At 51.1% G+C, this 20,854-nt stretch carries 17 protein-coding genes; 5 read left to right on the top strand and 12 right to left on the bottom strand.

Annotated features, from left to right (window positions below):
- Positions 1 to 346: 346 nt before the first annotated feature.
- From ACJJIC_RS13640 to ACJJIC_RS13585, 12 genes are all read right to left on the bottom strand, one after another.
- On the bottom strand, positions 347 to 3,070 hold the full coding sequence (locus ACJJIC_RS13640) for a cation-transporting P-type ATPase (RefSeq protein WP_445357173.1): 2,724 nt from the start codon (positions 3,068 to 3,070) through the stop codon (positions 347 to 349).
- 293 nt (positions 3,071 to 3,363) lie between these two features.
- Positions 3,364 to 4,401 (bottom strand): hydrogenase expression/formation protein HypE, encoded by a 1,038-nt coding sequence (hypE, locus tag ACJJIC_RS13635; RefSeq protein ID WP_445357172.1) that lies wholly within the window; start codon positions 4,399 to 4,401, stop codon positions 3,364 to 3,366.
- Positions 4,367 to 5,494 carry a hydrogenase formation protein HypD gene (gene hypD / locus ACJJIC_RS13630; RefSeq protein ID WP_444904758.1) on the bottom strand — a complete coding sequence of 376 codons (1,128 nt, stop codon included), beginning with the start codon at positions 5,492 to 5,494 and terminating at the stop codon, positions 4,367 to 4,369. The genes hypE and hypD overlap by 35 nt, the downstream gene beginning before the upstream one ends.
- Before the next feature lie 4 nt (positions 5,495 to 5,498).
- Positions 5,499 to 5,741 carry a HypC/HybG/HupF family hydrogenase formation chaperone gene (locus tag ACJJIC_RS13625; protein ID WP_444905242.1) on the bottom strand — a complete coding sequence of 81 codons (243 nt, stop codon included), beginning with the start codon at positions 5,739 to 5,741 and terminating at the stop codon, positions 5,499 to 5,501.
- 6 nt (positions 5,742 to 5,747) lie between these two features.
- Positions 5,748 to 8,048, bottom strand: a complete 2,301-nt coding sequence (gene hypF, locus ACJJIC_RS13620) for a carbamoyltransferase HypF (protein ID WP_444909598.1) — start codon at positions 8,046 to 8,048, stop codon at positions 5,748 to 5,750.
- Positions 8,038 to 8,310: a hydrogenase/urease maturation nickel metallochaperone HypA gene (locus ACJJIC_RS13615; RefSeq protein WP_444884905.1), complete on the bottom strand. Its 273-nt coding sequence runs from the start codon at positions 8,308 to 8,310 to the stop codon at positions 8,038 to 8,040. The genes hypF and ACJJIC_RS13615 overlap by 11 nt, the downstream gene beginning before the upstream one ends.
- Before the next feature lie 15 nt (positions 8,311 to 8,325).
- Entirely contained in the window at positions 8,326 to 8,811 is a 486-nt protein-coding gene (locus ACJJIC_RS13610) for a hydrogenase maturation protease (RefSeq protein WP_444909599.1), read from the bottom strand.
- The gene (locus ACJJIC_RS13605) at positions 8,789 to 10,099 is read right to left on the bottom strand and encodes a Ni/Fe hydrogenase subunit alpha (protein ID WP_445357171.1); all 1,311 of its coding nucleotides are present in this window, start codon (positions 10,097 to 10,099) and stop codon (positions 8,789 to 8,791) included. Before ACJJIC_RS13605 ends, ACJJIC_RS13610 begins: the two co-directional genes overlap by 23 nt.
- 15 nt (positions 10,100 to 10,114) lie before the next feature.
- Positions 10,115 to 10,939 carry an NADH-quinone oxidoreductase subunit B family protein gene (locus ACJJIC_RS13600; RefSeq protein ID WP_444904755.1) on the bottom strand — a complete coding sequence of 275 codons (825 nt, stop codon included), beginning with the start codon at positions 10,937 to 10,939 and terminating at the stop codon, positions 10,115 to 10,117.
- Positions 10,915 to 11,733 carry an FAD/NAD(P)-binding protein gene (locus ACJJIC_RS13595; protein ID WP_444909601.1) on the bottom strand — a complete coding sequence of 273 codons (819 nt, stop codon included), beginning with the start codon at positions 11,731 to 11,733 and terminating at the stop codon, positions 10,915 to 10,917. Before ACJJIC_RS13595 ends, ACJJIC_RS13600 begins: the two co-directional genes overlap by 25 nt.
- On the bottom strand, positions 11,730 to 12,206 hold the full coding sequence (locus ACJJIC_RS13590) for a cyclic nucleotide-binding domain-containing protein (protein WP_444884910.1): 477 nt from the start codon (positions 12,204 to 12,206) through the stop codon (positions 11,730 to 11,732). The genes ACJJIC_RS13595 and ACJJIC_RS13590 overlap by 4 nt, the downstream gene beginning before the upstream one ends.
- Entirely contained in the window at positions 12,203 to 13,345 is a 1,143-nt protein-coding gene (locus ACJJIC_RS13585) for a 4Fe-4S dicluster domain-containing protein (RefSeq protein WP_444890310.1), read from the bottom strand. Before ACJJIC_RS13585 ends, ACJJIC_RS13590 begins: the two co-directional genes overlap by 4 nt.
- A 431-nt stretch (positions 13,346 to 13,776) precedes the next feature.
- On the opposite strand from ACJJIC_RS13585, the gene ACJJIC_RS13580 reads away from it, so the two are divergent.
- The 5 genes from ACJJIC_RS13580 to ACJJIC_RS13560 all read left to right on the top strand — a co-directional run bounded on the left by ACJJIC_RS13580 (position 13,777) and on the right by ACJJIC_RS13560 (position 20,484).
- On the top strand, positions 13,777 to 14,193 hold the full coding sequence (locus ACJJIC_RS13580) for a YbaN family protein (RefSeq protein ID WP_444886180.1): 417 nt from the start codon (positions 13,777 to 13,779) through the stop codon (positions 14,191 to 14,193).
- 408 nt (positions 14,194 to 14,601) lie between these two features.
- Complete coding sequence (locus tag ACJJIC_RS13575; RefSeq protein ID WP_444884913.1) at positions 14,602 to 15,033, top strand: hypothetical protein; 432 nt, start codon at positions 14,602 to 14,604, stop codon at positions 15,031 to 15,033.
- Between the two features lie 434 nt (positions 15,034 to 15,467).
- Positions 15,468 to 15,920, top strand: a complete 453-nt coding sequence (locus tag ACJJIC_RS13570) for a hypothetical protein (RefSeq protein ID WP_252085917.1) — start codon at positions 15,468 to 15,470, stop codon at positions 15,918 to 15,920.
- A gap of 383 nt (positions 15,921 to 16,303) precedes the next feature.
- Entirely contained in the window at positions 16,304 to 17,965 is a 1,662-nt protein-coding gene (locus tag ACJJIC_RS13565) for a VRR-NUC domain-containing protein (RefSeq protein ID WP_445357170.1), read from the top strand.
- Positions 17,950 to 20,484, top strand: coding sequence for an ATP-dependent DNA helicase (locus ACJJIC_RS13560; protein WP_445357169.1), 2,535 nt, complete (start codon positions 17,950 to 17,952; stop codon positions 20,482 to 20,484). The genes ACJJIC_RS13565 and ACJJIC_RS13560 overlap by 16 nt, the downstream gene beginning before the upstream one ends.
- The last annotated feature ends 370 nt before the right edge of the window (positions 20,485 to 20,854 follow it).

Below are 20,854 nucleotides of genomic sequence, written 5' to 3'. Positions count from 1 at the left end.
ATAAGGTTTTATGGCGGAAAGTTTTACTTGCTCGCTACACTGCTGTTCCGGGTTTTAACCTTGTGTTAAACGCGATCCCTGAAAAGCTCTCTAGCACGGTTAAGCTCAAGCGTATTGCAAAGTGTCTATGACGGTGTTGCCCCTGCTGCCAACCTGCAAAAATGTGCTCTATGTCACTGAAAGTTTCAGTTTTGGTAGAGCCAAGCGCTGGCTTTCAACACACATTGAGAGCATCTGATCACTAGTAATAAGAATAAACCCATAAAGAGGCAGCAAATTGTGAGCCAATTAAAGCGGGGCTTAGGCTGTAGGGTTGGTCAGGCTGAGAACAGGTCAAGGTACGGAATTAAGAATTTTCCCTGGCAGTGAAGCTTTGTGTCTGGCGGGAAAGGCGTATACGCATCTGTTTTTCGATCTCGATAATGACAAACAGCGCTACGCCAATCGCAACGATCAGAATGCCATCAAAAAGTGGCACTGCCTCAGTAGCAAAGACTTCCTGCAGGAGTGGGACATAGGTAATGGCAAATTGCCCCAAAGTGACCATGATGACTGCCATCCACACCACTTTGGTGCCGCGCACTGCCTTCCAGGTGAGAGAGGTGCCATACATATTGCGAATAAAAAACAGGTGGAAAATTTCCATTACCACCAATGTATTCATGGCCATGGTTCGTGCCAATTCCAATGAGTGGTGTTGCTGAATGGCGTAGGTATATATTCCGAATACGCCACACAGGAATAAGGTACTAACTAATGTGATATGCCATACCAGTACACTGGTAAGGAGCGGTTGGTCGCGCAACCGGGGTGGGCGGTGCATGGTATTTTCTTCTGTGGGCTCAAAGGCGAGCGCAATACCAAGCGTAACCGCGGTAATCAGGTTCACCCAAAGTATTTGGATCGGTGTTATCGGCAGTACCATGCCAAAGAGCAGCGCCACAATAATGGTTGAGGCTTCCCCTGCGTTGGTGGGCAGCGTCCAGCTAATCACTTTTTTTATATTGTCATAAACTGTGCGCCCCTCACGGACCGCAGCGCCGATGGAAGCGAAATTATCATCGGCTAGAACCAGCTCGGAGGCCTCTTTGGCAGCCTCTGTTCCCCCCCGGCCCATGGCAATACCCACATCGGCGCGTTTTAAAGCGGGGGCATCGTTTACGCCATCGCCAGTCATTGCCACAGTCATATCGTGGGCCTGCAATGCGGTTACCAGCCGCAATTTATGCTCAGGCCTGTTGCGGGCGAAGATATCCACCTTCAGGACTTCTGCCGCCAATGCCGCGTCATTCAGGTTGTCGATATCCACTCCCGTTAGGGCTTTGTTAGGCCGCTGCAAGCCTATCTGCTGACCGATGGCTTTTGCGGTCGCGACATGATCGCCGGTAATCATCTTCACTCGAATACCCGCGCCCCTACACTCTGCAACTGAGGTTATAGCCTCCTGACGGGGTGGATCGATCAATCCCACCAAGCCGAGAAGAGTCATAGTTCCCTTCACGTCTGAGTGCTCCAGCACCGTGTGCTCTGGCTTTACCTCTTTTGTGGCGAGCGCCAAGACACGCTGTCCCAATGCCGCCACCTCCTCGGTCTTTTGTCGCCAGTAGGTCTCCATCAGCGGTTCGCAGCCTCCATCCTTGCTGCGATAGGTTTTGCACATTGCCAAAACCTGTTCCGGCGCACCTTTAACGGCGATCAGTGCATGATTCTCATGGTTGTGGTTTAGGCTGGCCATAAACTTATGCTGTGCATCAAAGGGGATAATATCGGTACGGGTCCACTGCTTGCGTACCTCCCCGCTATTCATTCCCGCCTTTGCTGCGAAGGCCAGTAAGGCCCCCTCCATGGGATCACCCTCGACGAGCCAGTTGTCATCCTCTTTTCTGAGCTCGGCGTCATTACAAAGAACCGCGACACGGGCTAACTCCTGCAGTGGGGATGACATCGCTACCGGCGCGCCGCCGAGCATGACTTCACCCCGCGGTTCATAGCCCTCACCCTCTACTTTATAGCGTTGTGCGCCTGTAACTACTGTGGCGACGCACATCTCGTTGCGTGTGAGAGTCCCGGTTTTATCGGTACAGATTACCGATACTGATCCCAGGGTTTCGATAGCCGGCAGGCGCCGGACAATGGCGTTGCGCCGCGCCATCGCCTGGGCCCCGACCGCTAATGTGATGGTTAGAACTGCCGGTAAGCCCGCGGGAATGGCCGCTACCGAAAGCCCAACAATGGCCATAAACAGTTCATTAAAATTGTGCTGCAATACAAACAGCCCAAAGGCGAAGATCAACGCAGCAACGGCCAGAATAAAAAGGGCCAGCCATTTGGCGAAGAAACCCATCTGTTCAACCAACGGAGTGGTTAAAGTTTCAACACTGGCGAGCATGCCACTGATATGACCGATCTCGGTCTCTGCTGCGGTGGCCACTACTACACCCACTCCCTGCCCATTGGTGACAGTGGTTCCGCTATAGGCTAAGCAACTACGGTCCCCCAAGGGGGTATCGGTGTTTACCGGATCGGTATGTTTTTCTACCGGGATGGATTCCCCGGTCAGGATGGCCTCTTGTACCTGCAGACCGTGCGTTTTTAACAGCCGCAAATCGGCAGGCACTTTGTCACCGGCCTCAATGAGCACAATATCGCCGGGTACTAGTTTCTCTCCCTCCACAGTGAGCCGCTGATTGTTGCGGAGGACTGCGGCACGTGGAGCCAGCATATGGCGGATAGCATCCATGGCCCTTTCCGCTTTACCCTCCTGAGCAAAGCCGATAATCGCATTGACGATAACCACCGCCAGGATGACCCCGGTATCTACCCAGTGTTGTAGTAGGCCTGTGATAAGCGCCGCCCCGAGCAGGACGTAGATCAGGAGGTTGTTGAAATGGGAGAAGAAGCGCCGCAGAAACCCTTTGCGAGCTGGTGCTGGCAGGCAGTTAGGCCCGTCGGTTCGCAGTCTTAGTGCAGCTTCCTCCTCACTGATTCCGGCCATACTGGTCTTCAGCTCGGAGAACACCGCATCTGGGGACATTGAGTGCCAGTTTTTCTCAGGCCTTGTCTGAAGCACGGTTCACCTTTATCGGATTACCTTTCACAGTTTTCGACTGAGCTTAGTTTCGACTGATCTTAGTAATGAATAGTCATGCGTTTAGACTGGGAAGCTTAGTAAAAATGAAGCCAGCCGCTTGCTGTGACAAAACGCCACTGCCAACTAATCGCGCTCTAGCACTTAGTTTAATCAGAACCTTACCCGAAACTGCGGGGCGGGAATCAGGGCGATGCATGACATTAAAATGAACAATGCCAGGGAGGTTGAGGCTGCTATCAATGTTTCCGCAGGATGTTTATAAATGCTATTGGCTAACAAATTCTTGGCAACTGTTCTCCTGGCAAGCGCTGTAACAGGCGATCACACCCCAGGCTGTTTTTTAGAATAACCTGGGCACTGGGCTTGCCAGTGACTTTCCCAATAATTGCACAGGATGCCCCTACCCGTTCCTCTCTTAGGATAGCGCTGGCCTGATCAGCGTACTCTGCGGGAATAACAGCAACGAAACGCCCCTCGTTGGCCACGTAAAGGGGGTCTAGGCCCAGCATTTCGCAGGCTCCGTAGACTGATTCGCAGACTGGGATCTGCGCTTCATCCAGTTCGAAGGCCTGCCCACTGGTTTCGGCCAGTTCCACCAGGGCCGTCGCGAGACCACCGCGAGTGAGATCCCGCAAACAGTGAAGCGGAATACCGCCCTGGAGCAATGCTGAAACTGCGGCATTGAGCGGGGCGCAGTCACTGGTGAGTGCAGTTTCGAATTCCAATCCCTCACGGCTTGCCATAACGGTAATGCCGTGTCGGCCAATATCCCCGGACAATAGAATTCTGTCACCTGGGCGGATATAACTGGGGTCTATTGGGTGATTACTCAGCAAGCCACCCACTCCGCTGGTATTGATATAGATACCATCGCCCTTGCCTCTCTCCACGACCTTGGTGTCCCCGGTAACCAGCTTTACACCGGTTTCCTCGGCTGCGCCAGCCATGGATTGCAGCACTCTTTTTAATGTGTTGAACGGCAACCCTTCTTCCAGTATCAAGCTGCAACTCAAGAATTTTGCCTCGGCACCGCCCATGGCTAAGTCATTGACGGTGCCGTAAACGGCCAATTTGCCGATATCCCCACCGGGGAAAAACAAAGGGGTAATTACGAATGAGTCGGTGGTGAATACCAAGCGATCAGAATCCCAAGGCAAGGTAGCGCTGTCGTGGGCTTGGTCGATCCAGGTGTTTTTGAACAGAGGTTGGATAAACTCCTTCAGAAGTTGCTGGGTCATCTCGCCACCACTGCCATGCCCCAGGCGGATACTGTCCTTATTGGTTGTTGGGAGAGGACATTGAAGATTCACGGGTTTTTACCTGTTGGCTATAGCAGTGGTAGGCGGAGCAGGCACCCTCGGAGGAAACCATGGGGGCGCCCAGGGGGTGGTCTGGGCGGCAGGTTGTGCCGAAATGGGGACAGTCGCCGGGCTTTTTGAGGCCGAGCATAATGGCACCACTAATACACTGGTGTTGCTCCCGGGGTTTGATCTCTGGCAATGCAAATTTCTTTGTTGCATCGAGATCTGAAAACTCTTCAGCAAGTGCCAAGCCACTCGCTGGAATTTCACCCAGGCCCCGCCAACACTGAGCAGAAACGCTAAATACATTGTTCAGTAACACTTGTGCCGGGCGGTTGCCGGTTCGCTCTACCGCTCTTAGATACTGGTTTTCCACCTGATAACTGCCCTGCTCTAATTGGCGCAGGCACATCAACAATCCTTCAAGAATATCCAGGGGTTCAAAGCCGGTAACGACAATCGGCACCTGATACTTTTCGGCAAGGGGCAGATAGCTTTCGTAACCGGTTATTGAGCACACATGACCAGCGGCAAGAAATCCCTGCACACGTGTATCCTTGGCGGCGCATATAGAAGCGATGGCCGGTGTCACCAAAAACTGGGAAACCAACAGGGAAAAATTCTTAAGCGACTTTTGTTTGGCTTGGGTGGCAGCCATGGCATTCGCGGCTGCGGTTGTTTCAAATCCTACGGCAAAAAAGACCACCTGCTTTGTTGGGTGGTCCTCGGCAATCTTCACCGCCTGTAGGGGGGAATAGATAATGCGAATGTCGCCACCATTGGCTTTCACATCGAGCAGGCTGTGTTCTGACCCGGGTACTCGCAACATATCGCCAAAGGAACAGAAAATCACTCCCGGCAATCCAGCGATGGCAATGGCCCGATCAATGGTATCCAGGGGGGTCACACAAACCGGGCAGCCCGGTCCATGAACCAACTCTATTGCTTGCGGTAGTAACTGGTCGAGGCGATTCTTAACGATGGCGTGAGTCTGTCCACCGCATACTTCCATAATCGTCCAGGGGCGCGTGGTTTCTTTGCGAATTTCTGTGGCTATCTTTTGGATAGTTTCGCTCTGGCGGTATTCATCGACAAATTTCACGGCATCACTCCTGGCCGCTCGGCCCGCTCAGGGATTCCAGGTCGCGAAAAACACGTTCGGCTTCTTCTTCCTGTATCTGACTGATGGCGATACCCACATGGACTACCACATAATCGCCAACGCCGGCATCTGGCACCAGGGATAAGTTGACTTGCCGGGCTATGCCGCCAAAACGTACCTTGCCCAGGCGTTCGAGGGGGGAATTATCTGTGATCTCTTCAATAAGGCCGGGAATACCTAAGCACATGCCCACTTAATCCCCCGCAAGTTGTCCGGCTGCAGCCATGCAGTGGGCATAGTGAAGTTGCCCAAGAGCAATACCGCCATCGTTGGGGGGGACCTGGCTGTGGCAATGCACGGTAAATCCCCGCTCACGCAGCAGTGTCGCGGTGCGTTCCGTTAGTCTTCGGTTTTGGAAAACACCGCCGGAGAGAAAGACCTGACGCTCCCCGATCTCACTGACCACTGCCAGAATCATATTTGCCAAGGTATTGTGGAAAGCCGCAGCCCGCTGCGGCAGCGACTTCCCTTCATCGTGTATCAAGGCGCTAATACAGGGGGCCCAGTCCAGCTCCCACTTGCTTTGACGCTGATACAGGTCGAATGGATAGCTGTCACTACTCTGAATTCCTCGGGCACTATGTTCCAGCACCATGGCGGCCTGCCCCTCATAGCTCGACTGGCTACATAGCCCCAACAGTGCGGCCACTGCATCAAACAGGCGCCCGGCACTGCTGCATAGAGGGCTGTTGACCTCACCTTCCAGCATGGTGACCAGGTTACGGCGTTCACTGCGGGTAAAGCAGCGCTTGAGCAGCTGGTGTTGCAGCGCCATGTATCCGGAAATTTCATATAGCAGGCCCGCCGCAGCCCGCCGTGGTTCGCGCACGGCTTTTTCTCCACCTGGCAGGGGAAATGTGCGCAGGCTGGCGACGTGTTCTACTTGCGATTTACCGTCCCAGAGGAGGAACTCCCCGCCCCTCACTATGCCGCTGCTGTCATAGCCAGTGCCGTCCCAGCAGACGCCAAGTGCGGCACCACTGTGACCGTGTTCGGCCATACAGGAAAACAGATGGGCAACATGGTGTTGTACCCCCAGGCGTGGAGCCTGCTGTTGCAGTGCCCAGCGATGAGAGCTATAGCCTGGGTGCTGGTCGTGGATCAGCGTTTGCGGTCGACGCTGTTGTAAGCCAGTGAGGTCCGCAATCGTGCGGTCAAAGTGCTCAATTGCGGTGGCGCTACTCAGGTCGCCAATATGTTGGCTCTGATAAATCCAACCATTGTGGGACAGCGCCACGGAATTTTTTAAATCTGCTCCCAGGGCTAAATAGGATTGAGTGAGTGCCTGTTGTGACAGTTTTGCCTGGGTAATGGGTAGTGGGGCATAGCCACGTGCACGGCGTAACATCAAGGGGCGGTCTTCTACTACGCGCAGTACCGAGTCATCCAATGGCCTCACTATGCGGCGGTTATGCAGTAAAAAACGGTCGGCAATTTTGCCAAGGCGCCGCAAAGCCTCCGTATTTTCAATGCAAATTGGCTCTTCAGCCAAATTGCCGCTGGTGGCGACAAGGGGGGCCGCATACTCTTCGGCAAGGAGTAGGTGCAGTGGTGAGGCTGGCAACATCACCCCCAGATCTGGTGAACCCAGCGCTACCAGCTCGTGTACCCTGGCATTCGCTTCCGGTTTTGCTTCCAGTAGTACGATGGGGCGTGCCGGTGAAGTAAGCAGTTTTGCCTCCAACTCCGAAATCCGGCAATCACGTCGCGCTGCCGATAAAGAGCTATACAACAGGGCAAAAGGTTTGTGTGGGCGCTGCTTGCGTTTGCGTAATGTCTGTAATGCCTGGCTATTGCCGGCATCTACCAATAGTTGGAACCCCCCTACACCTTTCAACGCAACAACTTTTCCACTGGCCAGGCTGGCGAACGTCTCATTCAAGGCTGCCAGGCCGGTGAGAAGCACCTTGCCTTTGCTATCACAGAGCTGCAGCTGTGGGCCACATTCTGGACAGCCATTGGGTTCGGCGTGAAAACGGCGGTCTTCGGGATTGGTGTATTCAGCTTGGCATTTGGCGCATTGAGGAAACTGATCCATTGCAGTGTTGGCGCGATCATAGGGCATCTTATCAATGATGCTAAAGCGCGGGCCGCAGTGCGTGCAGTTGATGAATGGGTATTTGTGCCTGCGGTTACGGGAATCCTGCAATTCGGCCTGGCAAGAGTTACAGGGAGCTATATCTGGCAGAACCAGGGTAGATTGTGCGGCGGCAACGGTGCTTTCTCGAATCTCAAAATCGCTGTCACCCTCGGCAGGAATTACCTCACTATCAATACTGAGTATCAGGCTGTGCGGCGGCTTTTCCAGAGGAAGACGCTGTAGGAATTTCTCGATGCCTGTGCTTTTTCCCTCAACCTCCAACTGTAATCCACCACTATGGTTGGCAACCCAGCCGGTCAGTCGGCAATCCCGCGCCAAGCGATAAATATAAGGTCGAAACCCTACGCCCTGTACCAGGCCTTTAATCGCTAGCCGGCGACGCTCATTGTCCATCACTGGCCTCAAATTGCAGATTTTCCAGGATAATGTCCTGGGCTTCGGCGTGATGAATATCGGTGAGCTCTTCAATTTCCAGTTGCAATCCTTCCAGGCTGGTCCCGAAAGTTGCCTGTTCGAAATGTTCCCGTAGATGTGGGGCGGAGATATGTGCAAGAGCACCTAGGCGCAGCTTGGCACCCACTACCCTGGCGCCTTCGTTCTCGGCAAGCTGCTGTATTTTTTCGATCAGATTGCTGATCAAGGACTGTTCATGCATCACTGGTCTCCGTTGTCAGCTTTGTCCGTTATCGCCTTGTAGAAACGCAAGTAGCTCCTGCTCGGCACGCTCCGCGCCTAACTTCACTGCGGCAGTGAGACGATCACAGGAGCTGATGTTCTCGGCACAGATGGAAAAAATTTCCAGCCTGTGGGGCAATGCTCCCAGCACTCTGCCCAAGTCGATCGCTTCTCTGAGGTTAAAGCCGTGGCTTGAAGTCGTGCAGTTACTGGGCGCGATAATATCGGCCAGACCATCAGCACGGATTAGTTCGCCCGATTTTTGCTCATCGGACAAAATCGCATCTACCAAGCAGACCTGACGATCTTTCCAATGCCCCACAAGGGTTACCATGTCGTTGCCGCTCTCCAGAAAATCTGCGCTTCCTTTTAATTGGCTGCGCAGCTTGTCGAGCAGATAGGGCCCCACACCATCGTCTCCCCGGAAGCGATTGCCAAGGCTGACCAACAGCCAGCGCTCAGGAGATTCTTTTTGGCTCATGTTGCAAATGTAGCTGCAGGAAATGGGTTGAGCAGGAAATACAGGGGTCATAATTGCGAATGGCGCGCTCACATAAACCCTGTAATTGTTGCTCGGGCAGGTGCATGAATTTTGGCAGCATCAGGCGTAGATCATCTTCGATAGTTTTTTGATTTTGAGAGGTGGGAGCGACGATCTTGGCAAAAGTAATTTTGCCTTGCTCATTCATGGCGTAGCGGTGATAGAGCAGTCCGCGAGGGGCCTCGGTAGCGGCACAGCCACTAGCCTCTCTGGGTTCTACAGCCAGGTAGGGCTCATCGGGGAGTTGAAACGCATCGATGAGGCGCAGTGCCTCTTCCAGGGCGTAGAGTACTTCCAGGCAGCGCACCACAATACTTTTGAAGGGATTATTGCAGGGGGCTCGGAAACCCAACGCCTCGGCAAGGCTTCTCACTTCTCCTGAGAGTTGGGAGTAGTTGAGGTTGTAGCGCGCCATGGGCCCGACAAGGTAGGCGCCCCGCTCGATCAATAGACTGTGCAATGCCGTACTGTGCGGTACCTGCTGTTCGCGAAAATGTTTTTCGTAGTCCTTTACCGAAATATCCAGCCCGCGATTGGAAACAATACGCCCCACATTCATGGGGTATTCACTGGGGTTGGACAGGGCGACGCATTCATAGGATTGCTCACAATGGGGAAATGGCAGACCCGCCGCCCAACGCGTCATGAGTTCTGCCAGATTGTGGGCTTCTAACAATTGGGGGCGCAGTGCTTGAAAGGACTCCAGGCTGGGCACTCGATAAAAGCCCCCTACGCGCACGTTGATTGGGTGGACCTCCCTACCCCCAAGCAGACGCACCAACGCATTTCCAGTTTTCTTGATTTCCAACGCCCGCTGTACAACTTCTGGGTGGTCTTTGGCCATGGCCACGGCATTGGGATAGCCGAGAAAGTCCGGTGCATGCAACATGCTGATATGCAGCATATGGCTTTCGATCCACTCTCCACAGTAGAGCAAACGGCGCAAATTTCTCAGGGGCTCAGTAGGAACCAGACCCAGTGCGTTCTCCATGGCGTGCAGCGCGCTCATTTGATAGGCCACTGGGCAAATGCCGCAAATACGGGCGGTGATATCCGGTGCTTCTGTGTAATCGCGCCCCCGCAAAAAGGCTTCAAAGAAGCGTGGGGGCTCAAAGATCTTTAACTGCACTTCGTGCACGCCATGATCGTCGTAGCGTATATAGAGTGCACCCTCGCCTTCAACGCGTGCCAAATAATCGACTTTGATGGTTTTACTTTTACCGGCCATTAGTTGCTCTACCCGTTAGGATTTTCCCTTTTGGCGATGCTCTCTATCTTGACTAATTTCTTTAAAATGAGGTGATAAGCTATTGAAATTACGTAGATTTTCAATGACGGTAGATCTGTCTGTTCCTAAATTTTGTTCCCACCAGTGACACAGGGATTCACCATTAGGGTTCTCCTTCGGGCCATAGCAGGCATAGCAACCGCGGTTGTAACTGGGGCAAAGCGCGCCACAACCAGCATGGGTTACCGGCCCCATGCAGGGGGTGCCATGGGCTACCCATACACAGACATTGTTCTTAAGTTTGCATTCGATACACACTGAATGACTGGAAACCTGAGGTGCACGAGAATTCAGAAAAGCACTGATGACCTCTAACAGTTGCAGTTTGTTGATCGGGCAGCCCTGCAACTCGAAGTCCACTGGCACATGGGCGGCAATGGGGGTGGACTCTTTTAGGGTGTGAATGTAAGAGGGCTCGGCGTAAACCACAGAAGTAAACTCGACGACATCGGCAAAATTGCGTAGTGCCTGGATACCGCCGGCAGTGGCACAGGCGCCAATACTTACCAGGAACTTTGACTGACGCCGCACCTCCTGAATTCTCAACAGGTCGGCGGGTGTCGTAATGGAGCCCTCCACCAGGGAGATATCGTAAGGCCCCTCTTCTACCTTGCTGGAGGCCTCCATAAAATAGGCGATCTCCACTTCCTGCCCCAACAGCAACAGCTCATCCTCACAGTCCAACAAGCTGAGTTGGCAGCCATCACAGGAGGTGAATTTCCAGACCGCCAGTTTGGGTTTGTAGGGCTGTCGGCTTATAAGCTGCGAATCTGCAGCCATGGGCGAATATCCTCATAGCAAAAAACAGGGCCATCCTTACAAATAAAGTTTGGACCCCACTGGCAGTGTCCGCAGAGACCGATGGCGCATTTCATATTGCGCTCCATGGATAGATAGATAGAGGACGCTGGCACACCTTTGCGCACCAAAACCTGGATACAAAAGCGCATCATAATTTCAGGGCCGCACAGAAACGCCACCGAGTTGGCGCCATCTATTTGTGCGGCCTGTAAAGGATCGGTAATCACACCAATATGCCCAGGCCAGGAGCCATCACCGTGATCTACCGAAGTCTCAAGCTCGAGCTGGGTGCTCCACTGAGCGAGCTCCTCTCTATACAGCAATTCACTTGGGCGCCTGGCACCATAAAAGAGACGCACCTCGCGTGCGGTAAGTCGCTCCCGCTGCGCCGCATAGATTACTGGGCGCAACGGCGCCAGTCCGAGACCGCCGGCAATAATCAAAAGATCTTTGCCAGCGGCAGTATCTAGAGGCCAACCGATGCCGAAAGGCCCCCTTACACCTAAAGTGTCTCCCTCCTGTAGGCGCTCTAGGGCCCGGGTGACATTCCCCTGGGCGCGAATGGTATGGATGAGCTTGCCGTCCTCGCTCCCCAGTCCACTAAAGGAAATGGCGGATTCTCCGGTACCAAAGGCGTACAACATATTGAACTGACCGGGAGCAAAATTCATCGGTGGCTTATGCCGCCTACCGTTCTTAGCTTCCAGCTGCAATGTGAAAGTCCCCGGATATTCCACGCGCCGCTGGCACACCCGGTAAACGGAGGGGATCATGTTGGGTGGCCCTGGTGATCTGGGCCGTAAATATCCAGCAATTGAATACGTGCGGACTGCAGCCGTTCAGTAGCAATTCGCGCAAAGCGCTTCATCAGCTCAAAACCCAGTTTAGGTTCCTGTTCGCATTTATTGCGCAAGCATTCCCCGCCCAGGCGCAGGCTGCGAACATCTTCCATGGCGCGGGCATCAAAAGCAGAGATATAGGGAGGAAACAGCCAGGACCACCCGAAAATATCACCGCCATGGAGTGTGAGCAGGCACAGGGGGCCGCGATTGGGAACAAAAGTCTCTACTGCTACCCGGCCACTGCGAATTAGGAAAAAGTGGTTTGCCTGACTATTTTCCCGCGCCAGGTAGTCGCCCTTGTGATAAATACAGTTCTCACCGCAGGAAGCCAGAAACTGCAGATCACTCTCTGCCAAACCTTGAAAGAAAGGATGCTCGTGAAGAAGATCGGCAATGGTCTTCATGGTGACTCCTGGCTGGGCGTCTGTTTTTGATCCAGGGCTCGGATATTTCGGACCTCTTCGGTGAGGTCGATACCCACAGGGCACCAAGTGATGCAGCGACCACAGCCCACGCAACCAGAGCTGTCAAATTGGTCGTGCCAGCTGGCCAGTTTGTGAGTCATCCATTGCCGGTAGCGTGACCGGGTATCGGCGCGTACGGAGCCGCCGGTAATATGACTGAGATCTGCTGTAAAGCAGGAATCCCAACGCTCCCAGCGCTCAGCATGTTCGCCACTGAGATCGGTGGTGTCCTCAACGGTGGAGCAAAAACAGGTTGGACAGGCCATGGTGCAGTTGGCACAAGATAGACAGCGATCAGCGACCTTATCCCAGTTCGGGCTATCGAGGTTTCTATAGAGTAGCTCTTTCAAATCTGAGCTATCGAACTGGCGTGGTCCACGCCGCATTTCCTCCTCAAGGCGCTTCACCTTACATTTAGCCAGTTTACTTTCCCCCTCACTTGCTGGAAGCAAGGGGAGTTGCTCAATAATTTCCTTACCGGCATCCGAGCCACTGCTGATCAGAAAAAAGTGCTCCCCGGCTTCAATCACCTCTGTCAAGGTGAGATCGCTGGGCAAAGTGACCTCTGGACCGGTATTCATCGAAGTACAAAAGCAGGTATCTGCTGCCGAGGTGCAATTCACCGCAACGGTAAACAACTGTTTCCGCCTTTGGTGGTAACTCTCACTGGGATATTCCCCCTGGCACAGGATACGATCCTGGATAGCAATGGCGTGCAGCTCACAGCTTCGAACTCCCAGGAATGCCTGCTTTGGGGCTGAATCCTGAATCTCAACGATTTCTATGGTTTGATGTTGCTTGGAGACCTTCCATATGGGCCGGCGGGGTAATTGCAGGTATTTCTTCCAGGAGTGAGGCCCTACGGCATAGCCAAAGTAAGCTTCATCTTCCCGGCGCTTAACTCGGTACTGCCCAGCCTGCTGCTCATCGGTCCAGCCTTGAGGCAGATTTGAGAGTGAGTGAACTTCGCCGTATGTGATGGCTCCATCGGTCAATCTGGGCCCGTACAGCAGGTATCCTCTATCACGGATTGCTTGTATAAGGCACTCCAGATCGGGCGCTTGTAGCCGATAATCCATAGTGCTTAATGCTCAATAATAAAACATGCAGCTTGGTAGCCGATAGCGGCTTTGTTAATCAGTGTAGTGTTAAAGCAGAAGTGTTTTTCAACACTGGGTTACAGGCATAAGGGAAGAAAGTCGTATTGTTATTTTCTTCTGTTTAAGAGCATTGATGACGACAGTTTTTAGGCAGTCCTTTTTATCATGCTAGACATTACAGATTATTAATAAAAGTATGAAGACGCGCCCCTGTAGCACATTAGAAAACAACAATGGTTGCCTTTGTAACAATCTTGCCGGTCCCACAACTGTATATTGAGAGCCAAGCTCCGCAGTAAGAATGCAAGTTGCAGGTGTCACTCATTAGTGCCTCTTTGATATAGTGAGCAGATAGCTGCTAATAGCCATTGTTTTATCTGTTTAACGGATTTTAAAACTGGAGATTCAGGTTGAGTCAACATAATGAAGAAGTGCCTGACATGGAAACCCCTCCGTTAGCCAAAGGGTGGATGCGTTGGCTATGGGGGGCCGTGGCTTGTTTCTTTATGCTTGTCGGAATTATTGGTGCCATCCTGCCTGGGTTACCCTCTGCCGTATTTATTGTTGTTGGTGCCTGGGCGGCCTCTAAAAGCTCTGAACGGCTGCATCAATGGATTGAGGAACATCACTTATTTGGTCACCTATTAAGAACCTGGCGTAGTGGTTACATCAGTAGGAGAACCAAACTACTGGCTACGCTGACCATGGCACTTTCTATGGCTCTTGCCGTTCATCACATTTCCAATCTGTATTTACTTTTTTTCGCTGTTGGCGGCATCGGTTGTGGGCTAATCTGGATTTGGAGTCGGCCTGAGCCAACGGGGTGATGGTCAAGGTGGCCTTTAGTATTTAATAAACGGGCGAAAAAAAAGAATGATTCCGTGAAGTGGAAATGCATTAAACCTGTAACTTATGTCACCAAAGGTTAAAACCTGACTTTGCGTTTATCGTCACAGAAATTTACCACCTAATAGGTATTGCCCCGATTTTTCCTCGGTTTTTCTGTATTCAAACAGTATGAATTTGACTAAAAACAAGAGTTTTCAGGTTGATTTCGCATTGTTATGAAAATGGGGATTGAATTAGTTGACTTTGCCTGGGATCAGAATATCCTCTGCGCCCTCTCGTTGATTGAGGCGCCCACTAATAGGCTCCTTCTTCGGGAAGCTTCAAGGATCTTGTGTTAGTAACATAAGCTTTATTGAACTGCAAAGTAATAACAATAGGGATGTTTCATGCAGGAACTCTACCGGGCCCCAGAGAGTGCTCTTGGTAATGAATCTTTAATCTACAAGCCAAGTGTACTCTGGAAGGTATTGTTTTTTCTTCTGGTTCCGATAGAAGTGATCTCTCAGTATGAAGCCTTTGCTTACAATGAATACAATCAGTCGATCTGGTGGTTGATAGCAAGCCTGATCATCTATACCACTTATTTTGTGGGTTTCTTTGGGTTGGCTTTTGCCAAAAAAATTGGCAGCGCGAGATTTTGGGCGTTTTTCCTTCCTGTGATCATTGCCACCGATATCTATGAATTGGGGACTGTGATCATCACAATGAATATGGCGGTATTAAAAAACCAAATGGCTGTATTAATGATTACACCATTAGCCCTATTTCTTTGGTTTATTATTTTTAGGTACCGTAAAGTTTTTCGGTATATTAAATAAGAGTTAGACGATTTTTTCTATTTGCGTGCCTGCAAAATCATAGCCCTGGATGCCTTGGTGGAATTTACTTTAGTTTTGCAGCCTTTAAGACGGTCAATTGTTGCCGGCGCAATGCCAGGCTGCTGATCAAAGACTGCTTTATATGGCATGCATACTCCACCCAGTAAAAATTTTGGCGTTGTTATTCTCGCAACTATTGCCCATCTAATATTTAAGGGTTGATCTCAACTTTTATGGCCCCAATACTCCGCTTGTGCACCAAGAGGTGCACAGTGAGCAGGGATCTTAGGGTAAAGCCCAGAACATATATCTCGTGTTTTTTGATTTGCTATTGTTTTGCTTCCCCTCTTCTCATGCTTTCGTTTTTAAAAATAGGCGGTACCCACTTGCAGTCATTAATTTTTTAATGATATTTCTGAAGAAAAGGATTAATCATGTCAAATATTGGTCATGTTGAAGGTTGGGATACAGATAAGCCATTTATTTCTGATAGTCTTGAGGCCACCAGTTTTCACTGGGCTGCATGGACTGGTATCGAGGACTCTACAGAAGGAAGTTATATTCAGGGGCTTATAGAACTCAAAAATACTGGAAAATTTCCTATCCTCGACGCCAAAGTATTCTTAGATCTCGATGACAATGGTATGACCTGGGATGCATACCTGTGTAATTCAGTAGGTACTCCCATAGAAGATGGTTTTGTAAGCTACGGTCACCCCATCGCCCCAGGCGAAACCGTTAAAATAAAATACTGGTGGGGCCTGAAGCATGTTGCTGGTCCTACTAAGTGTGATTTTACTGTTACCGTAAATATGTTCCCAGAATATAGAGTACAGGTTCCCAGATCGAGTGCGCATCAAAGTAAAACCTCAATTCAAGCTTCTTGAGTTTTACATAGCTTTTTAGCTGAATAGGAGGGGCAATTTTCCCCTCCTATTAAAAAACATATTTACAAGGCTATTTCCATACCCATGGGTAAATCGTTGAGTGTCTCAACTCACCTATTTAAGTTTATTCCTTATTGGCTCTCACTCCTTCTCAAAAACACTCCTTCTGTTATAGCTTGATCGATAGTCTCTTGAAGTATTGATACTTTAACCAACGAGGAAGCTACTCAGAATCATTCAAAGCTTACTGCTGCTGTGTTTCTTATATGTCCGTAAAGTCAGCCTATGGTTTTGTTTCCAGAAATGATATGCTGTATAACCATACAGCTCTTATATCAATATTACCCACCACGATTTATTGTTGACACATTATTGCCCGTATCATGGCCGCCACTATCGAGCTAGCACCTGACTACTATTTGACCAACTTCCGGGCCTTGGTTGATTTTGTAGTGTCCCGCTACAAGCAGCTACTTTCCCCTGCTGAGATTAACTTTTATCGTGAGTTCTACGAGCTCGATGCTGACAGTCAGCGTCTTTATGTTCGGCTGCTATCCCGTAAGGGTATTCCATCATCTTTGGGAGCACTGTTCAGAGAGGGAAAACTGTCTTACAGAGAAATTGACGATCTTGGTGAGGCCATTGACTCTCTTTGCTCTGCTGGTTTTTTGAAAAGGAGTCCACCCCTGGCAGACCGCGAACTTATAGCGCTGTTTACCAAGGCGGAATTGTTCTCAGCGGGGCCTGCTGGCCTACGCAAGTCCCTAAAACGGGGAGAGTTAGAGGAAGCTTTATTGGCGGCCTCCTTTGAATGGCGAAAACGGTTAATGGCCGATGAGGCATTGCTTGCACTTCAAAGGGCCGAGTGCTTTCAAACCTTTCAGCTTTGTTTTTTTGGCAATCTGAACCAGAGCCTTACAGAATACGTGCTGAAGGACCTGGGGTTATACCAATATGAGCCCTACCCATTAGATAGTCACCAGCTGCCCTTCCAGAGTCGAGAGCAGATTGAGCAGTACTTACTCTATTACAGCTGCCTTGAACAAGCTGAGGAGGTACTCTCTGGTGATGCCGGCGGAATCCATAAACTGACTGGTCAATTACCCGCTGGCATTCCTGGAGATTTGACTCTGGCCAGGCGAGTGGATCGTCTACGCCTGAAGATGGCGCGACAACTGGAAAGACTGGATCAGTTGGAAGCTGCAGAGAGACTCTATCAGGATTGTGCGCAGCCGCCTGCCCGTGAACGCCGGACGAGAATTGCCGCAAAGCGTGGTAATTTCGATCAGGCGCTTTCTCTATGCCGTGAAATTCTCGAATCTCCCCTCAATGAGGCCGAACGATGTTTTGCCGAGAGTTTTGGGTATCGCACGGCCAAGCGCATAGGCTGTGCTCAAGCTTGGAAGAATCCCCAGCCTTATCAGCCACCGCAAGAAATATTTACCCTACCCCAGGCCCCAGAAAGAGTAGAAATTCTGGCAGCTGCGGAAGTGGCAAGGCAGGAAGAAGGTGTTTGCCACTATGTAGAGAACAGTCTATTCAATGGGGTACTGGGCCTCTATATCTGGGACATTCTCTTTGCTTCAGTGCCAGGTGCCTTTTATAACCCCTTCCAAATAGCCCCCAGTGATTTCCGTAGCCCAAATTTTTACTCATCACGCCAGAGCTTGTTTGAATCGCGGCTGTCGGAGCTTTGTCAAAGCTCGCTAAAGCTGCGGGTTATGCAAACCTACCGTGAAAAACAGGGTATTGCCAATCCTCTGGTAGCCTGGGAAGCACTATCCCAGGAACTGCTGGAGCTGACCCTGGATCGTATTCCTGCTGAACATTGGCACGCACTATTTCAACGTTTACTCGGTGATATCAATCATCACCGCAATGGCCTGCCAGATCTGATTCTGTTTCCTAAAAAAGGAAGTTATAAGCTGTTGGAGGTCAAGGGCCCCGGTGATCGCTTACAGCAAAACCAGCAGCGCTGGCTGACTTTCTTTGCCGCTCACAATATTCCCCACCGGGTGATACATGTGGAATGGTTACAGCCTTGAGGGGTAAGCCTACAGTTGCAGGGCTACTGGCGGAGCCTACTGAGGAGCATGACACCTCCGCAAGCGCCTCTCCCCTAAAGTTATCTGTGGGTGAATTAGTGGCTTTCTCTTGCCGCAGAGGGGATTTGATCCATACCGGCGGGCCAGGCCCAACCGCCCAGGAGGGCATTCGCGCTCACCAAAAACTGCAAAAACGTCGCCCCAAAGGCGCAGAAGCGGAATACCGTTTACAGGTTCAGCTGGAGTGCTCAGGCCAGGATATCCTCTTGGAGGGACGGGTCGATATCCTTCATCCGCAAGCTGACTTGCACCAGCCGGCACAACTGGATGAAATCAAAACCACCTATTGCCATCCAGATAGGCTTCCCGAGACCACCCGCCTATACCATTGGGCTCAGCTTAAAATTTACGGTTTCTGCTATTTGCTACAGCAGCGCCAAAAAGGGAGTTCGGTTGAAGAGGTCTCACTGCAGATGGTCTGGTACAACCTCAAAGAGAAAAAGTCCTACCCGGAGCAAAGCCTGTTCAACTGGGAGGCTTTGGAAAGTTTTGCTGGAGATGCCCTCAGTCTGTATATCCATTGGCATAGGTCCTGGCAAGCGCATCGGCAACAAGTGATTCAAACAGCAAAAAGCCTCTCATTCCCCTTCCCTGATTACAGACCCGGTCAGCGCCAGCTGGCGGTATCCGCTTATCGCTGCCTTAGGGATGCAGGACAACTGGTTGTGGAGGCGCCCACTGGTATTGGCAAAACCATTAGTACACTGTTCCCCGCTATCAAAGCCCTTGGTGAGGAAAAGCTGGACCAGCTGCTATACCTCACGGCGAAAACCTCTGGCAGGCAGGTGGTGCGAGAGACTATCGCTAAGCTACATGGAGTTGGGCTAAAGCTTTCACTACTGGAGCTAAGTGCGCGTGATAAGACCTGCGCTTGTAAACTGGGTTTGTGTAGTCGCGATGATGAAGGCACCTGCCCTCGCACACAGGGCTTTTACGACCGCCTGCCGCAAGCGCGCAAACAACTGCTGGGGCAACCCTGGATCACACCGGAAGCGCTCGCGAAGGTTGCAGATCAGTGGCATCTGTGCCCTTTTGAGTTGTCCTTGCAAATGCTGCCCTGGGCCGATGTGGTGGTCTGTGACTTCAATTACGTCTTTGATCCCTTGGTGCATATTTCCACACTACAAGATCCGCGTTACAAGCGCGCACTATTAGTAGATGAAGCGCACAACTTAAGCGAGCGGGCACGGGAAATGTACAGCGCTAGCTTGAGCCGCAGGGATAGTCGCCGCGCGGCCTTGGCCTGTAAAAGCAACCACCCACAGTTGTACCGGCGTATCCAATCCCTGGTACGCGCACTTGCTCAATGGAGCAAACGGTTTCAAGAGCAAAACCTCTATAAGGAAATACGCTCAAGCCAAAATGTACAAGCCTGGTGTAGCCCGCTGAATTCCGAAGAGGATCGCCCTGCAACTGTAACTCGCGCTACCCAGAAGGTACTAGATGCACTGAGTGAATTATCTGAACAGGGAAAATTCCCCCCTGAAGAGATCGGGGAATGGTTGAAATGTCTTTATCGATACGCCTGCATAGAACAAATTCTTTCTGGTCAACACCAGGCCCTGACCCGTGTGATCGATCGGGACGCCCCCTGGCAGGAACACCAACTAAAGCTGATGTGTATGAATGCCGCGGGTTTCCTACAGGAATCTTGCGCCCAGTTTCATGGAGCTATTTTCTTCTCAGCCACCCTACGCCCCACACAGTTTGTCACTGAACAGCTTGGGATTGAGCCAGAAACGCCTTACTTGATGCTGCCATCACCTTTTGAGCCTTCCCACCAGGGGGTTTTTCTTTGTCCTTTTGTGGATACCCGCTATCAGGCTCGGAAAAGTGCACTCCCAGCACTAGTGGACTTGATTGCCCGAGTTTACTTCAGCCGTCCTGGCAATTACCTGGTGTTTTTCCCCTCTTACCGCTTTCTGCAAATGGTCGTAGAGCATTTCCAGAAGGATTATCCGGAAATACAGCCGCTACAACAGACGCCAGGCGCCAGTGATCGCGAAAGAGAAGCCTTCCTGGCCTCATTTAGTGAGGGTGCACAGAGCCTGGGTTTTGCCATTATGGGCGGCGTTTTTGCTGAGGGCGTTGATTTTGTAGGGGAGAAATTGATTGGCACAATTATCGTAGGTACCGGTCTTCCCCAAGTAAATGAAGAGCAAGAGCTGCTACGACAGTCGGCGGAGCACCCACAGACCCTCTCAGCGGTCAATGGGTTTGATATTGCCTACCGCTATCCCGGCATGACTCGGGTATTGCAGACAGCGGGAAGAGTGATTCGCACTGAGTCAGATCGGGGCGTGATTATTTTAGCTGACTACCGTTTTGCGGATATGTTTTATCAAAACCTTTATCCCAAACATTGGCAAATCCAAACAAGTAAGAATGGTGAACAACTTTCACAGCAATTAAGCTGTTTTTGGAAGCAGCAACGCTTGAGCGTGTGTAACGTAGAATAAATATATCGTTTGAATTTAAAAGTTGGGTGGTTATATCTAATTGACGCCACCAATAACATAAGCCGCCGCCTGCCGTCCTATATGCAAATGAACAGCACCAAAGTATTGAACCAATAGTCTCTCAAATCCCCCTCTAGTCCACATAATTACTTGCTTTCAGGGGGGATGCCTAACATAATGGCGCGCTTTCTTTTTTTGAGGTCTGCATAAATCCATGGGTTAGCGCGAACCCTGGAAATATTCTCTTGCACAATGTAACGCCGCCGAAAGACAACAAAAGATGATCTGAGCCTGTTTCATTTTTGACAAAAAAGTCCAGCATCTTTCGGAAAAGTGTTTGATTTGTCCTGAGAAACTCATAGAGTTAAGG

Source organism: Microbulbifer mixtoriginis (SeqCode) (genome assembly GCF_052468275.1).
The sequence above is the reverse complement of the archived record's forward strand: the minus strand, read 5'-3'. Positions and strand labels throughout refer to the sequence as shown.